Raw genomic sequence first — 14,116 nt, 5'->3', positions numbered from 1 at the left:
GATGGCTCTATCGAAAATTACCCATCAAGCATATTTTCGACTTATGCCCTAACTTGAACTCACATACTTAATGTGATTGCGAATGCATCTACTTTGAGGTGAATCAAAGCACGCTGGTTTGTTTGCGACTAACCACGTTCGGACGTTCGACGCGTACACCGGCGAAAGGCAGTTACGCATGACCAGCGGGCGTCCCGCGCAGCAGCACCGGTTGCTGCGCGTACAAGCACGACCGTCACGTCGTTCTAGCACTTTTCCTCATGCCACATACTTACTGACTGAAGAGTCAGCCGACATATCATGCTTTCACGCAGGACAAAATAGTTGAATGGTTAGCCCTGAATCTGGCGCACGAAATCAGATCAGAGCATCCGCGAGCATGAGGTCCTCGAAACAGTACACGCGGTCGTTCTCAACCAGTTCTGTGACGTTCAGAGCACATTCAGCGCTGTCTGGGATGATCTCAAGCATTGCAACCGCAATGTGCGCGAGGAGGGTGCACGGGAAGCCATGCAGGTCGTGCCGAGGGCGAAATTCGTGACCGACCTGATACCGGCCTGACAGGATGATATCGACAAGAGCGTTCGTATCGAAGTTCGGCCCCTTCGGCGTGGGACGGCTCGTGATTCTCTTTACGTGCGTTGCGCCGCTCCGAACAACTTCCTTGAGGGCCAAGAGCCAATCGTCGAGAGTCGTTCCTCGAATGGCATCCACTCGTTCCGGAATTTGTACGATTGCGGAGTTCGACCCTTCATTAACGAATTCCGGCGAACGGTGTCCCCTGTCCGCGCAAAATTTCGGCGTTTCGCCAGCAGTCAGGGCGCGGCGATGGCGTTCAAATTCGCTTTGGAGCGATTCGATATTTTCGCCGTACACGGTATCCTCGTCGATGAATGTGAAGGAACTGCATGGATCTTCTCGTGGAATGAGGCTGAGGCGTCGGCGCAATTCTTTTGCGGTGACGACATAGAGGTAGTCGGTCTCAGGTTCATCCCATTCCGCCTGATTCTCTGGCAGATCTTCGATGAGAACGTTGCGTTCTCCCTTGGTTCGATGGCGGATAATCCGGTCTTCTTTGGTGAATAGCCAACGGCTATAGCTGTCTACTTCCCAAGCGACGGGGTAGCCATCGAACAAAAAATAGGCGCGGAAAATCATTGCTTTTACTCTCGAAGTTATGGGGAACTGGCGGGGAAGTGGCCGAAGCAGCTTCGCTTAGATGTCGTCTTCTTCGTCAGCAGTGGACGATGTCGACGAACAGAGGTCTTCAAAACAATAGACGAGCCCATGGTCGACCAAGCTGGTGACGTCAAGGATGCATTCAGCGCTGTCAGGTACGACTTCGAGCATGGCTACTGCCATGCAGTCCAGATCTCGACAGGGAAACGTCGGTCTCCGATCCTCGTATCCCAACTTTTGGAATGCGATGAAAGAAGGCCTCTCAATGATTTCTACGAGAGCATCGATTCGAGCTGGCAGATTCCGCTGGATTGGCTTTTCCAGGTAGCAGAAACGCCTGCGCTCGATTGCCATATGCTCCTTTAATGCGAGCAGCCAATCATCGAGCGATGCTTGCCGGCACGCTTCTACTCGTTGCGCTGTGGTGTACCGCCCAAAATCGCAACGAGATTCAAAGTAAGACTCGGGGGCGTTGGACGAGACAATCTCGTGCACGCACTTCGCGAATTCGCTCTCCAACGCCGTGCGATCATATCCCGCTTCGGCGAGACGTTTGCGCAGGACCCCAGCGGATGTCACATACACACATTCCCGCCGATGCGACCAGCTGACGCGCCGGTCTTCCCGACGAAATTTCCCTCGTCGATATTGAAGTTGCGTGGCTTTTAGACAGTAGCCGTCGATTGTGAAGAATGCGCTGGGAGTGCCCATATTGTGGTGTGATCGTAGTAGTGGGAGATTGAACGTAAGTTCGGTTTATTTCATGAGAATTTGCTCTTCGCGAGCTGATGGTGACTAGGTATTTGGCTCGTCTGTGCTCGCGATGTGGAATAAAAGATATCACCAAAATTGAATATTTATTAGGTGATTTCGAGGGTATTTTTAAATTCATTTAAATGTTTTCTAAAGCACCAAATAAATAAGGGTAGTTTTTTTGACAGGTGGTCCTGCGGTATCCTGTCAACAGGATTGCGGTGCACGCGGAAGGAGCACGAACATATTTCGTGACTTCCCTTTAACCGGTATCGTCAGCAAGGCTTCGCACCATGGAAATGCTGCCTCGTGACGAAGCGGGGCTCGACTCGGGAGGGGCTTCCACACTTGCATCCGGCGACGGGAGTGGGGGGCGGCGCAGATTCGCCGGTGCGTACCTGGATCAGCTTTCTCGCTCGTCAATCTCGGCTGAAAGTTTCACCGGCCGAGCGATCAATTGTCTTCGGTATGTGAATTCAGGAAAGCCTGGCGCGCGGCATCCAGCTCCTGGCGGTACGCGTCAACAGAAGCAACATCGATATTTATCTCGCCGTTCCGGTTTCTCGGCAAGACTTCTTCGAGCTTGCCCGAGTCGAGGAGCCTTCGGATGTGTGGGCGACTGACGAATAGGTAAGTTGCTGCTTCTGAAATGGTCATGACGGGGCCTTACACAAATGTGTTCCGCTTCAATGCGGCGCGCCGTAAGCGAGATCTACACTAGCTAGCGTCGTGAGCGAGCAAGGTACGACATCGTTCCAATTCCTTTCTAAGCTCGTCGATTTCAGCTTGTATGATGCCAGCTTGGCTTAGGAGCTGAGCGACTCCGTACCAATATTCGAAGCTTACATCGCCGTCCGCTATAGATAGCTCATGCAATTTTCGAAGTGCGATCTCGAGGTCCAGTCTATTGTGCGACGACATGTTTCCTCCTTGGTCCGCTGGTTGGCGCGAAAGGGAATTTCACAAGCGATGCGCTTCGGATGTCCTTCTCTGGCAAGCATGTTTTTGGTGCAACACTTCATTGCCCCAGCCGCGAAGGAGGGTGCCTAAGCTGCTCGCAGGGGAGTCGTGGCAGTGCGGTCAGTCGAACTTCTTTGCGCTCGCCTCATTGAGTAGCAGTTCACGCACGTGCTTCATCAGCCAGGCCACTTCGTCACCGGTTAAGTCCCATCGACCGGTGCTGACCTTCGCTTTCAGACCTGTCTCGACGCGTTCCAGCGCAACCTCTGGTGTCAGGCAAAGCGCAGACTTCTTTCGCAATGCGTAGTCCACAAGCTGCTGCGCAAGGTCTGCGCAGGCGTCGTAACGTGCCACGAGCTCTTCGCTAGTGAAGCTTGAGCTGTACTCTCCGTTTAACTGGCGCACCAAGAGCTTCGGCTGTATTCCGGGCACCACTCCGGGTACCGGTGCATGTGGGAAATCGTCAGGAACTCTCCACGGCTCCGACACCTGCTCGTTTCGAGTGTCAGCCTTACCGGTGCGGTCTTCACTGGTCACGATCCGCTCCCTGTATGCGGACAAGGCGAAAATTGCCTCGTCCGCCGACGCGCCCAGAGTCATCTGCGGTGCTCGCTGAGCACTGCTGCCGGTGTTTAGGTTCGCACCAGAGGCTGGGTAATGCAGCAGCGGACGCCGCTATGTCAGGGTCATGCGGGTAATGCCGGAGAATGTTGACGGCTACCGTCCGGACAAGGCCGTCGACAGTAATCTTGTCGCCGGATGCCAGAGTTCGCAACAAGTCCCTTGCATCCATAACGGCTCTTGTGCGCTCAAGTGGGGTTGTCATTATTGACTCCGTCAAGCAGGCGATCGGTTACGTCGGTGTACGACGTGACGTTGTACAACTCGCACCATCTAGCCCACACATAATCGACATGCAGCGAGGAGCCTGCTCTTCCCACCAGCTCGTATATCCGTCCGGTGAGAGTAGTTCCCTGCATGGTGACGAGGTCGAGCGTCGTGATGTTTGAGCTGACACGACCAGACCCATCGAACATGTCCACGCCTACGAAGTGGCGGCTGCCATCCTCGGTTTCAAAGATACGCCAGCGAGAGAGGGGGACCTTGGGCGATTCAGCGGCTGGGAGTGGCTTCCAGACAGGCATGGTGTTCTCCTCGCGAGGTGAGGGGACGCTATCCCCCATGAGCGCGCCGGATTCCGTGTAACGATCAATGGTTCGCTGGAATTTCGGCGGCGAATTCGGTGCCTAGAAACGATATTAGCGAGTCCATTTTCAGAATGGTGAGAAAAAATGGGGATGTTGCGCAGGGAGATTTTCTTTTGGCCACTTTATGTTTTACATCAGTGCCGATCGGCCAATTTATGCTTTAAGGCTTAAATATGCAGCGATGTTGGACGTGGCACTGCTGTTAGCAAAGCCCGCTAGGGTCAGCGCTTTTCTGGTCGGAGGACTCTCTGCTGGCCATGGCTTCTTGAGCGGAAAAGAAGCGTTTTGAAAAGCTATAACTATTCATTGAATGTTGTTTAAGAGATGGAGTGTGAAATATAAAATACCAGATTCGGGACGGGCTTCCATGCTTTTCCTGTGCTATGGTTTATCCACGTTGATAATAATTTTGATTCCAACTTGGGACTGGCTTGAGCATGGATGCACCGACCATACAGATACTCCCGCCAGCGGCCGGACCGAAGCAATATACCGTTGATGCGCGTGCCTCGACGCTGCATGAGCATTTCATGAGTTTCTTGAACGCGAACAACCCGTGCGGGTTCGCAGCGGACGATATTTCCGAGGTCGACCCCGACACGATTGGTGGGCTGATGTTGTTGGTCTCCACACGCGACGAACTCTCCGAGCGGGACTTCAAGCTAGCTGCGAAGACGGTCAGAGTGCGGACGAATCGCCTAATCACTCATAGTCGGGCGCTGGAAATTTTGTCTTCTCTTTTCGGCTATACGGATTGGCACGACGCGAGGAGAAATATGGTCCGAAACCGCGGAGTGCTTGTGAACCGTCGCCGAGATCGAAACCGCATTAACATGAAAATTTTCGACCTGCACTTCGGTCGCCCGCACTGACGATTCGAAAATACAACTACTGAAGGTGTGCTACCGGACGTTTTAAAAGTTGGAGTATGAAATAGAAGTTGCTTAGCGCGATCAGTTTGTCTGTGCTTTTCTTGTGCTATGGTTTATCCACGTTGATGCTCATTTTGACTCCAACTTGGGACAAGTCTCAGCATGGATGCACCCACCATACAGATACTCCCGCCATCGGACGAACCGAAGCGATATACCGTTGATGTGCGCGCCACGACGCTGTATGAGCATTTCATGGCGTTTTTGTGCGCGAACAACCCGAGCGGGTTCGCGTCAGACGAAATTTCCGAAGTCGACCCGGACACGATTGGTGGGCTGATGCTGTTGGTTGCCACGCGCGATGAGATCTCCGAGCGGGAATTCAAGCTTGCGGCCAAGAGGGTCAAGGTGCGGACGAATCGGCTAATCACTCACGGTCGTGCGCTGGAAATTTTGTCTGCACTTTTCGGCTATACCGATTGGCATGACGCAAGCAAAAACATGGTGCGGAATCGCGGTGTGTTGGAGAACCGGCGGCGCGATCGAAACCGCATTAACATGAAGATCTTCGACCTGCACTTTGCCCAGACGCGCTGACGAATCGAAGCGCAACTGTTGAAGGTGCTCGTCCGGACGTCGAGAGCGTGCCGTATGCGCCTTGGTTGCGCTCGGGGATCAGATGTCCGTTTATTAACGTGTACATTTGTAAAATTTGCCGCGTTCGTGTAGCGGAACGTGGAATGGGGCGTAATGGGTAGCTAGTTGCCCAGTGGCTCCGGGTTTGCCTTCGCCAATAGATCTTTCCGTTTTTTGCCAGCTTGCTCTGAAGAGAAGGGGTTTGCCGGCATCTGGAAATGGTTCCCGAACGAGAGGTCTGGTTTGGTGCGACAATGAGACCAGTCTGGGGTGGTTGGCACGCTAGATGCTTGTTTTTATTTGTTATTTTGCGTACGCGTGACCGTCAACTTTTCCCGACGAGCACCGTTAACCCTATGGACAGCTGTTTGTGTCGTAGGTAGGCTAGTTCCAACTAGGGTCATTCCCGGAGAATTTCCATGTTCCCGCACCTGTACGATGAAAGGAAGGCAGCTGACGCTGCCATGTACCTGCTCGTCCGTGCTCGTGCGCCTATGAACGCGGCAAAATTGAATCGGCTGTTGTACCTTGCGGAACGCGAGTCGTTCGCTCAGCACGCGGAGCCATTGACCGGTGACCAACTGCAGGTTTTCGAAAAGGCTCCCATTCTTTTGTCGACATACCAGCGTCTTGCGGGTGATGTCCCCGGTTGGGAAGATCGGATCGCGAATCTGGCGAATCATGAGGTAGAGGTGCGTCGGCCGATCTTTTCCGAAACTCCGGAAGAGTATTTCGAACGCTCGACTCGACTCAGCGAGGCCGACATATCCGTTTTGGACTCAGTTTGGGACCAGTTTGGGGACCGCGACCATCATTCATTGGCGGACTACATCCATACGAATTGCCGTGAATGGACGGACAAAGACGGTCTTCCTTCTAAGGTGAGCCACGAGAGTTTGTTCCGGGCACTTGGCTATTCCGATGATGTTGTCGCTGAGTTGCTGGCGCGACTTGAGGAAATCTCTCAAATCAACGAAGTCTTCGTTGCTGCGTGAGTACGCCGGCTGCTTGGACGCTCCACGCGGCCGCTGCCTTCTTGGCGCCCAGCGGACCCGGCAACTTCCAGCACCTCTTTGTGGTTTTAAACGATCCGATGCCCTTTCCTCAGAAGGGCAGTCAAGATTGCGTCTGCGTCGTTAATTTCACGACGCCACCGAAGAGTATCCCGTACGACACGACATGTGTCTTCCTGGCGAAATCGCATCCTTTCATCCAGCACGACAGCTATGTCTACTACGCGAGAGCACAAGAACTCTTTGCTCACGACGTTGCTACCCACATAGCTAACGGCACATACAAAGCATTTCCGCCTGATTTTTCTTTGGCGCAGTTACAGGTGCTCAAGGACGGCTTGCAAAAGTCGCCTAAGACACCAAAGCACATCAAGAGCTTGCCCATCTGAGCAGGCGGTTGGCAACTAAGGTTTGGCCTCCATCGAGCGATGCCCATTGCATGTTCGAAGCAGGCGTACGGAGTCGATGGCACGGCACTATGCCGCGCAATCAGCGGGCTGGATTCGTAGGAGGTCTACTGCCGCGACGGGGCTCAGGCTAGCTGGGACAATAGGGCGCGGGATGCCCGGACGGTATTCGACAGATGCGCTCGTCGTCCGGCGATGACCGTAAGGCTGCAGTGTTCTGAATAGCGTACGGAGACGTGGACGTGTCCACGAGATGTAGATCTTTTTCCCGATGTACAATGGTTCGTGCCCGTAGCGGCCAGTTTTTGCTTTACAACTCGTGGTTACGGGCGATTGTGCAGTAAAAGTTGGCTTCTCCAACAGGGAGATTTTCTTTGGCCAACTTATGCTTAATGTTCGCTCGTTCGGCCAAGTTACGCTTTACGGGTAGTGGTACGGCTACCGAGAACTCCTAGCGCAGCGGCCAGCTTATGCTTAAAACTGCGGCCAGTTTGTTCTTAACGGCACAAATCTGTGGGATTCACGCCCATAAAAGACCGGCCTTCATGGCCGGTTTTTTATTTCCTCGTCGATTCGGCCACCATTCGGCCACCATTCGGCGCCGCTCAGCGCCATTCACGCGTCACGCAACCCCGCCCGAATTCATTTCGCCATTTTCTTCGCGATTTCGATGCGTTCTGAATCAGCGCGCTTACCCGTGATTGGCATTTATCATCAAACCTTTTTAAAATCGGCCGATATTACGATTGAACACAAGTGAGACGTAGCGATTCAAACGCGGCTCACCCACGCGCGAACCGGGCATTCAAAGAACATGCAGTACCAGAAAATCATTTCGATGGCGGCCGCATTCGGCCGCGGTCTGCTGTGCGCGCTGATCGCCTGCGCGATGCCGGGTCTCGCCTTCGCGGATTGCATCGATGACGCCGCGGCCTTTCAGCACGTCAACGTGAGCCTGATGCGCGCCATTGCGCAAGTGGAGTCGGGCACGCAAACGCGCGTCATCAACACCAACAGCAATGGCACGGTCGATATCGGCCTCATGCAGATCAACAGTTCATGGCTGCCGCGGCTCGCGCAGGAGGGTATTACCGAGCAGAGTCTGTTCGATCCCTGTACCAATGCTTATGTCGGCGCCTGGATACTCGCGGAAAATATTCGCCAATTCGGCCCGACATGGAATGCCATTGGCGCGTATAACTCCCCATCGGCGGATAAGCGTCTCGCGTATGCGCGTAAGGTTTATGCTGCTGCCCAATCGCTTTCCAGTTCGCCGGATTCGTCCATGCCTATTCTGCCGCCTTCATATATTCCGCCTCAGGACTACAACCCGTTTGCGAGTCTGGAGGTGAACCAGCCGCACGCGGGCGCCGCGCCGCGCGTGCCGACGGCGTTGATGGCGAAGCCCGGCTCGTCGGCGATCGCGTCGGCGCCGCCTGGCGCGTACAACTTCGGCTGGGCGGTGTCGGGCGCGGATGGTGCGAAACCCGTGCAGGTGTTCGACGACGGCGCGAAGATCTACGTCCAGTTCAGCGATATGAAGCGTGTGCCCGCGATCTTCGCCGATACGCCGCGCGGGCGTGTCGTGCTGCGTTGGGAAGCGCAGCCGCCGTATGCGGTGATCGTGTCATCGGAGCAGCGGCTCATTTTCCAGATCGGCGGCGCGGAGGCGACCGCGCAGCGAACCGGCACGCCGCCTCCATTGCCCACGCAATCGGCGGCCAATGGGGCAGCGGCCAATGGGGCGAGCAGCGCGGCGCCGTCGCCTGCGCCGCAAGCCGGCGCGCGCAACGCAGCCGATAAATCCGCCGACGCGCTCTGGTACGCGACCATGTCGCATCCGATTCCTGCGTCGTCAAAGGTTGCGGCGCAAGTCGAGCCGGTGGCGGTGACTGCGCCTTCGAATCCCGCACCGTCGAACTCCGCACCCGCACCCGCCTCGAAACCGGCCGCCTCGAACCCGGGCACCAGCGCGCTCTGGTACGTCACGAAGTAAGCCAAGCGGGCTAGTCCGTCGGATACGGCATTTGCCGTGTTGTAAGCGCCCCTAAAGCGAATGACTCGATGAATCTTATCGAGCCATTCGCTTTATTTATTTCGATATCCTGATGATTATCCGGTGTATATCGGATCACGCCGCAATCGGTCCGATCGCGCATCGAGTCCCGCCACCGTTCCGAAATCGCTCTGAAAGCATCGCCTGTTCCTTCACAGGTAAATTGATCGTTCAATCAACATAAACCCTTGTTCTGCGCGTATTGCCGGCAGGTCTTGTCGTTTCCGCGCAATTGCTCGTCGCAATTGCTACGTTGACCGGCTTTTTGCCGGACGACCATGTGTCATGGGCTGCACGGCGTCGCGGCGGCCCGTCCATGCGGAACCGACCGACGCTGTGCAATCTCGAGGAGAACAAGATGTGCCGATTCCAGACACTGCAAGCCTGCGCGCTCCTGTTTGCCGCAGCCGCCTGTTCGAGCGCCTTCGCCGCTGATCCGGCTGAGTGCAAGGCCGTGCGTTTCGCCGATGTCGGCTGGACCGATATCGCTGCGACCACGGGCGTCGCCTCGACGATACTCGCGGGCCTGGGCTACGCGCCGACGAAGACGATCGCTTCGGTGCCGATCACGTTCGCTGGACTCAAGAGCAAGCAGATCGACGTATTCCTCGGTTACTGGTCGCCGACGATGGACCCGATCATCGAGCCGTTCAAGAAGGCGGGCACCATCAGGGTGCTGCAAACGCCGAATCTCACCGGCGCCAAATACACGCTGGCGGTTCCCGATTACGTCTATCAAGGCGGCCTACATTCGTTTCAGGACATCGCCAAATACGCGGACAAATTGCAGGGCCGCATTTACGGCATCGAACCGGGCAACGACGGCAATCAGTTGATTCAGAAAATGATCGACGGCAATCAATATGGCCTCGGCAAATTCAAGCTGGTCGAGTCGAGCGAAGCGGGCATGCTTGTGCAGGTGAATCGCGCCGTGCGCGAGAAGCAGTGGATTGTGTTTCTCGGCTGGGAGCCGCATCCGATGAATGTGCAGATGAAGATCGACTATCTCGCGGGCGGCGACGACGTGTTCGGTCCCAATTACGGCGCGGCGCGCGTGCTCACGGCCGAACCGCCCGATTACAGCGCGCGTTGCCCCAACGTGGCGAAATTCGTTTCGAATCTGCAATTCACCACCGCCATCGAAAATCATCTGATGGTGCCGATCGCCAACAAGGAAGATCCCAACAAGGCGGCGGCCGACTGGCTCAAGAGCAATCCGCAAGCGCTCGACAAATGGCTCGCGGGTGTCACGACGCTCGACGGCAAGCCCGGTTTGCCGGCTGTACGCGCCTACCTCGGCGCGAACTGATTCGCCCAGATATCGAGCCGGGCGCGCCTCTTGCGAGTACGCGCGGCGGCATAGGGAGTCGACGCGCGTGAAAGCACCTGCAAATACATGTTGAATAGCGTGCGCGTCTGCATCTTCGCGCATTCGCTTTCACGCCGTGTCATGACCGTACTTCCCGATTTATCCCTATTGGCCCGGTGATTTTGGTTGTTTAGCGTTCAACGAGAGGAGGAGGCAGATGGAGCAAGCGGGATTTCGTCCGCGCTCGGCCGACGAGGCCGGCGCTCGCAGCGCCCAGGGCCACGCATTGCAGCGCGGCCTCACGTGGAAAGACGCATTCTGGGTGACGAGTGGCGTGCCTGCGGGCGTGCTGTTCACGATCGGCGGTGTTTGCGCGACCATCGGCCAGCCCGCGTGGGCGATCTGGATTGCGTCGATCACGATGGGCCTCGTGCAGAGCGCAACGTATGCGGAAATTTCCGGACTCTTTCCGCATAAATCGGGCGGCGCGTCGGTGTATGGCGCGATTGGCTGGGTGCGCTACAGCAAGATGATTGCGCCCGTTTCGGTGTGGTGCAACTGGCTCGCATGGTCGCCCATGCTCGCGCTCGGCTGCGGACTCGCCGCGAATTACGCGCTCGCCGCCCTGTTCTCGCCCGATGCGGCGATCCTGCAATGGCGCTTGACGCTCGCGCATCTGGACTTCATCAAGCCGGGCCTCACGCTGCGCATCAACGCAACGTTTCTGATCGCCGCCGCGTTTCTGCTCATCACGTTTCGCCTCCAACATAGCGGCGCTTCGAAGGCCGCGAAGACGCAAAAGATACTCGGCATTGCTTCGCTCACGCCGTTATTGATCGTCGGTCTCGTGCCGTTCATTACGGGAGACGTGCCCGCCACACATCTCTTTCCGTTGCTGCCACTCGGCCACGACGCGCACGGCAATCTCACCGCATCGTTCTTCGGCGCATGGAACGGACAGGGCGTGGTGATGGCACTGGGCGCGATGTTCATGGCCGGCTGGGCCTCGTATGGCTTCGAAACGGCGGTGTGCTATACGCGCGAATTCCGCGATCCGCGTCGCGACACGGCGCGCGCGATCTTCTGGTCGGGCGCCCTGTGTCTCGTCGTAATGACGCTCGTGCCGCTCGCCTTCCAGGGCTCGCTGGGCATGCAGGCGATGCTCGATCCGCGCATTGGCGATGGCACCGGCGTCGGTACCGCAATGGCCACGATGGTGGGCGGTGGCGCATGGGTCGGCAACGCCGTGGTCGTCATGCTGATGCTGTCGATTCTGCTGATCGTCATGACGTCGATGATGGGATCGTCGCGCACGCTGTATCAGGCGTCGATCGATGGCTGGCTGCCGCGCTATCTTTCGCGCGTCAACGAGCACGGTGCGCCGACGGCCGCAATGTGGACCGATCTCGGTTTCAATCTCGTGCTGCTCGCCATGTCGGACTATATGACGGTGCTGTCGATTTCCAACGTCTGCTATATGTTGTTCGTATTTCTCAATCTGCAATCGGGCTGGATACACCGCATGGATCGCGGCAAATGGGAGCGCCCATTCCGCTGTCCGACATGGCTGCTCGCGCTGGGCGCGCTGTGCGGCTACGCGAATCTGGTATTCGTGGGCGCGGGCGCGAATCTGCAAGGCGAGGGCACGTTGCGCGATGGTCTGATTGCGATGCTGCTGATCGTGCCCGTGTTCGCGTTTCGTCATTATTTGCAGGACCGCGGGCGATTTCCGGCGGGAAGTGCACTCGATATGGAAGTGGTCGTGCCGAAGCGGAGCATCTGGCTCAATCTTGCACCGTATGGCGCGCTGATTGCGGCGGCGTTGACGATTGCGCTTTCGCATCATTGGGCCGCGGGCGTTTGAACTGTTTCACCGATTCGACGCGGCGTTTTTTTATTTCCTCAGCATCATAAAAAATGCCGATGCTTCTCGCGAAGCTTCGGCATTTCTATTTAACGAACGACTGAGTCAGCGAATTGAGTTGGTGACTTCAAGACATCGCGTGTGCATGTCTCACGGGCCGGGTGGTCGTGCAATCCTTTGCGCCACCGCGCGCCGGTGAACCATTCGCGACGAAGTAGTCCGCTGTCGAACGCGCAAGCGGCTGCTTTCCGCGAATCTGGTCGGCAATCTTTTCGGCCATCATGATAGTCGGCGCATTGAGATTGCCCGTAGTAATGCGCGGCATGATCGACGCATCGACCACGCGCAAGCCTTCCAGCCCGTGTACGCGGCCTTCGTTGTCCACGACGGCCATGTTGTCGTAGCCCATCGCACACGAACACGACGGGTGATACGCGGTTTCCGCGCGGCTGCGCACGAACGCGTCGATCTCCGCATCGCTTTTCAATTGCGCGCCGGGACTTAGCTCTTGTCCGCGGAAGCGGTCGAGCGCTGGCTGCGCGATGATCTCGCGCGTGATGCGAATCGCGTCGCGGAACTCGCGCCAATCGAGTGCTTCCGCCATATAGTTGAAGAGAATCGACGGATGCTCACGCGGATCGCGCGAACGCAGTTTCACGCGGCCGCGGCTGGGCGATCGCATCGAACCGACATGCGCCTGAAAGCCGTGCATCTTGATCGCATTCGAGCCGTTGTAATTGATCGCGACCGGCAGGAAGTGATATTGAATATTCGGCCACGGATCGTCATCGCGCGTGCGGATAAAGCCGCCCGCTTCGAAATGATTACTCGCACCGACGCCGGTGCCGCGCAACATCCATTCGAGACCGATAGCCGGTTGATTGTGCAGCAGTAGCGCGGGATAGAGCGAAACGGGCTCCTTGCACGCGTACTGCATATACATTTCGAGGTGATCCTGAAGATTCTGCCCAACGCCAGGCAAGTCGAGCACGACCGGAATATCGAGTTCGCGCAGCCATGCACCGGGACCTACGCCCGAACGCTGCAAGATCTGCGGAGACGCAATCGCGCCCGCACACAGCAACACTTCGCGACGTGCGCGACGCGTGATGCGCGCATTGCCGTCCAGAAACACCACACCGTTCGCGCGTTTCCCGCTAAAGAGAATGCGGTCGGTCACGGCGTGCGTGACGATATCGAGGTTCGAACGTTGCTTCGCCTGATCCAGATAGCCGCGCGCGGTGCTCGCACGCCGTCCTTTTGCCGTGACCGTGCGATCCATCGGGCCGAAGCCTTCCTGGCGATAGCCATTGAGGTCGTCGGTACGCGGATAACCCGCTTGCACGCCCGCCTCGATCATGGCTTCGAATAGCGGATTCACGCCGGGCTTGCTGGTGGTGACGTGAACGGGCCCGTCGCCGCCGTGATAATCGTTCGCGCCGATGTCACGCGTTTCGGCCTTGCGAAAATACGGCAGGCAATCCAGATAGCTCCAGTTTTCGAGGCCTTTTCGCTCGGCCCAACCGTCGTAATCGAGCGCGTTGCCGCGGATATAGCACATGCCGTTGATCAGCGACGAGCCCCCCAATCCCTTGCCGCGCCCGCATTCCATGCGCCGGTTGTTCATATGCGGTTCGGGATCGGTTTCGTAGGCCCAATTGTAGCGCCGCCCTTGCAGCGGATACGCGAGTGCCGCCGGCATTTGCGTCCGGAAATCGAAACGATAATCGGGGCCGCCGGCTTCGAGCAGGAGCACGCGAACATCGCGGTCCTCGGTCAACCGCGTCGCGAGCACATTGCCAGCCGAGCCCGCGCCGATGATGATGTAGTCATAGTCTTGCGCTGCCATGCCGGGCTCC

The 14,116-nt window shown here is 56.9% G+C and carries 14 protein-coding genes; 7 read left to right on the top strand and 7 right to left on the bottom strand.

What is annotated here, in order from left to right; genetic code table 11:
* Nucleotides 1-357 precede the first annotated feature (357 nt).
* From SB764_RS34075 to SB764_RS34050, 6 genes are all read right to left on the bottom strand, one after another.
* Nucleotides 358-1,158, bottom strand: coding sequence for a HEPN/Toprim-associated domain-containing protein (locus SB764_RS34075; RefSeq protein WP_410866092.1), 801 nt, complete (start codon nucleotides 1,156-1,158; stop codon nucleotides 358-360).
* 57 nt (nucleotides 1,159-1,215) lie between these two features.
* A complete protein-coding gene (locus SB764_RS34070; protein ID WP_410866091.1) occupies nucleotides 1,216-1,890 on the bottom strand; it encodes a HEPN/Toprim-associated domain-containing protein in 675 nt (224 codons plus the stop codon).
* A 495-nt stretch (nucleotides 1,891-2,385) separates the two neighbouring features.
* Complete coding sequence (locus tag SB764_RS34065; protein WP_410866090.1) at nucleotides 2,386-2,589, bottom strand: helix-turn-helix domain-containing protein; 204 nt, start codon at nucleotides 2,587-2,589, stop codon at nucleotides 2,386-2,388.
* A 423-nt stretch (nucleotides 2,590-3,012) separates the two neighbouring features.
* Nucleotides 3,013-3,492: a hypothetical protein gene (locus SB764_RS34060; protein ID WP_410866113.1), complete on the bottom strand. Its 480-nt coding sequence runs from the start codon at nucleotides 3,490-3,492 to the stop codon at nucleotides 3,013-3,015.
* Entirely contained in the window at nucleotides 3,419-3,685 is a 267-nt protein-coding gene (locus tag SB764_RS34055) for a BPSL0761 family protein (protein ID WP_410866112.1), read from the bottom strand. The genes SB764_RS34060 and SB764_RS34055 overlap by 74 nt, the downstream gene beginning before the upstream one ends.
* Before the next feature lie 16 nt (nucleotides 3,686-3,701).
* Entirely contained in the window at nucleotides 3,702-4,037 is a 336-nt protein-coding gene (locus SB764_RS34050; RefSeq protein WP_410866089.1) for a hypothetical protein, read from the bottom strand.
* A 500-nt stretch (nucleotides 4,038-4,537) separates the two neighbouring features.
* Between SB764_RS34050 and SB764_RS34045 the strand changes: the two genes are divergently transcribed.
* The 7 genes from SB764_RS34045 (at nucleotide 4,538) to SB764_RS34015 (ending at nucleotide 12,257) form a co-directional block, all read left to right on the top strand.
* Nucleotides 4,538-4,972: a hypothetical protein gene (locus SB764_RS34045; RefSeq protein WP_410866088.1), complete on the top strand. Its 435-nt coding sequence runs from the start codon at nucleotides 4,538-4,540 to the stop codon at nucleotides 4,970-4,972.
* Nucleotides 4,973-5,134: 162 nt separating this feature from the next.
* Entirely contained in the window at nucleotides 5,135-5,569 is a 435-nt protein-coding gene (locus SB764_RS34040) for a hypothetical protein (protein ID WP_410866087.1), read from the top strand.
* 458 nt (nucleotides 5,570-6,027) lie between these two features.
* Nucleotides 6,028-6,603, top strand: coding sequence for a Panacea domain-containing protein (locus tag SB764_RS34035; RefSeq protein ID WP_410866086.1), 576 nt, complete (start codon nucleotides 6,028-6,030; stop codon nucleotides 6,601-6,603).
* Nucleotides 6,600-7,010: a hypothetical protein gene (locus tag SB764_RS34030; RefSeq protein WP_410866085.1), complete on the top strand. Its 411-nt coding sequence runs from the start codon at nucleotides 6,600-6,602 to the stop codon at nucleotides 7,008-7,010. Before SB764_RS34035 ends, SB764_RS34030 begins: the two co-directional genes overlap by 4 nt.
* Nucleotides 7,011-7,842: 832 nt before the next feature.
* A complete protein-coding gene (locus SB764_RS34025) occupies nucleotides 7,843-9,024 on the top strand; it encodes a transglycosylase SLT domain-containing protein (RefSeq protein WP_065059949.1) in 1,182 nt (393 codons plus the stop codon).
* A 418-nt stretch (nucleotides 9,025-9,442) separates the two neighbouring features.
* On the top strand, nucleotides 9,443-10,393 hold the full coding sequence (locus SB764_RS34020) for a choline ABC transporter substrate-binding protein (RefSeq protein WP_183713814.1): 951 nt from the start codon (nucleotides 9,443-9,445) through the stop codon (nucleotides 10,391-10,393).
* 217 nt (nucleotides 10,394-10,610) lie between these two features.
* On the top strand, nucleotides 10,611-12,257 hold the full coding sequence (locus SB764_RS34015; RefSeq protein WP_410866084.1) for an APC family permease: 1,647 nt from the start codon (nucleotides 10,611-10,613) through the stop codon (nucleotides 12,255-12,257).
* A 127-nt stretch (nucleotides 12,258-12,384) separates the two neighbouring features.
* On the opposite strand, the gene betA is transcribed toward SB764_RS34015, so the two are convergent.
* Nucleotides 12,385-14,106: a choline dehydrogenase gene (gene betA, locus SB764_RS34010; RefSeq protein WP_074982577.1), complete on the bottom strand. Its 1,722-nt coding sequence runs from the start codon at nucleotides 14,104-14,106 to the stop codon at nucleotides 12,385-12,387.
* Between the last annotated feature and the right edge of the window lie 10 nt (nucleotides 14,107-14,116).

The sequence above is a fragment of the Paraburkholderia sp. SIMBA_027 genome (assembly GCF_046535315.1).
GTDB classification, from domain to species: Bacteria; Pseudomonadota; Gammaproteobacteria; order Burkholderiales; family Burkholderiaceae; genus Paraburkholderia; species Paraburkholderia tropica.
This window is presented reverse-complemented; position numbering and strand designations above follow the sequence as displayed.

Bases quoted from the DNA above. Each gene is read 5' to 3' on its own strand.
- SB764_RS34075 (WP_410866092.1), bottom strand. From the start codon at position 1,158: ATGATTTTCCGCGCCTATTTTTTGTTCGATGGCTACCCCGTCGCTTGG.
- SB764_RS34040 (WP_410866087.1), top strand. From the start codon at position 5,135: ATGGATGCACCCACCATACAGATACTCCCGCCATCGGACGAACCGAAG.
- SB764_RS34020 (WP_183713814.1), top strand. From the start codon at position 9,443: ATGTGCCGATTCCAGACACTGCAAGCCTGCGCGCTCCTGTTTGCCGCA.
- betA (WP_074982577.1), bottom strand. From the start codon at position 14,106: ATGGCAGCGCAAGACTATGACTACATCATCATCGGCGCGGGCTCGGCT.
- SB764_RS34065 (WP_410866090.1), bottom strand. From the start codon at position 2,589: ATGACCATTTCAGAAGCAGCAACTTACCTATTCGTCAGTCGCCCACAC.
- SB764_RS34045 (WP_410866088.1), top strand. From the start codon at position 4,538: ATGGATGCACCGACCATACAGATACTCCCGCCAGCGGCCGGACCGAAG.
- SB764_RS34060 (WP_410866113.1), bottom strand. From the start codon at position 3,492: ATGACTCTGGGCGCGTCGGCGGACGAGGCAATTTTCGCCTTGTCCGCA.
- SB764_RS34035 (WP_410866086.1), top strand. From the start codon at position 6,028: ATGTTCCCGCACCTGTACGATGAAAGGAAGGCAGCTGACGCTGCCATG.
- SB764_RS34025 (WP_065059949.1), top strand. From the start codon at position 7,843: ATGCAGTACCAGAAAATCATTTCGATGGCGGCCGCATTCGGCCGCGGT.
- SB764_RS34070 (WP_410866091.1), bottom strand. From the start codon at position 1,890: ATGGGCACTCCCAGCGCATTCTTCACAATCGACGGCTACTGTCTAAAA.
- SB764_RS34015 (WP_410866084.1), top strand. From the start codon at position 10,611: ATGGAGCAAGCGGGATTTCGTCCGCGCTCGGCCGACGAGGCCGGCGCT.
- SB764_RS34050 (WP_410866089.1), bottom strand. From the start codon at position 4,037: ATGCCTGTCTGGAAGCCACTCCCAGCCGCTGAATCGCCCAAGGTCCCC.
- SB764_RS34055 (WP_410866112.1), bottom strand. From the start codon at position 3,685: ATGGATGCAAGGGACTTGTTGCGAACTCTGGCATCCGGCGACAAGATT.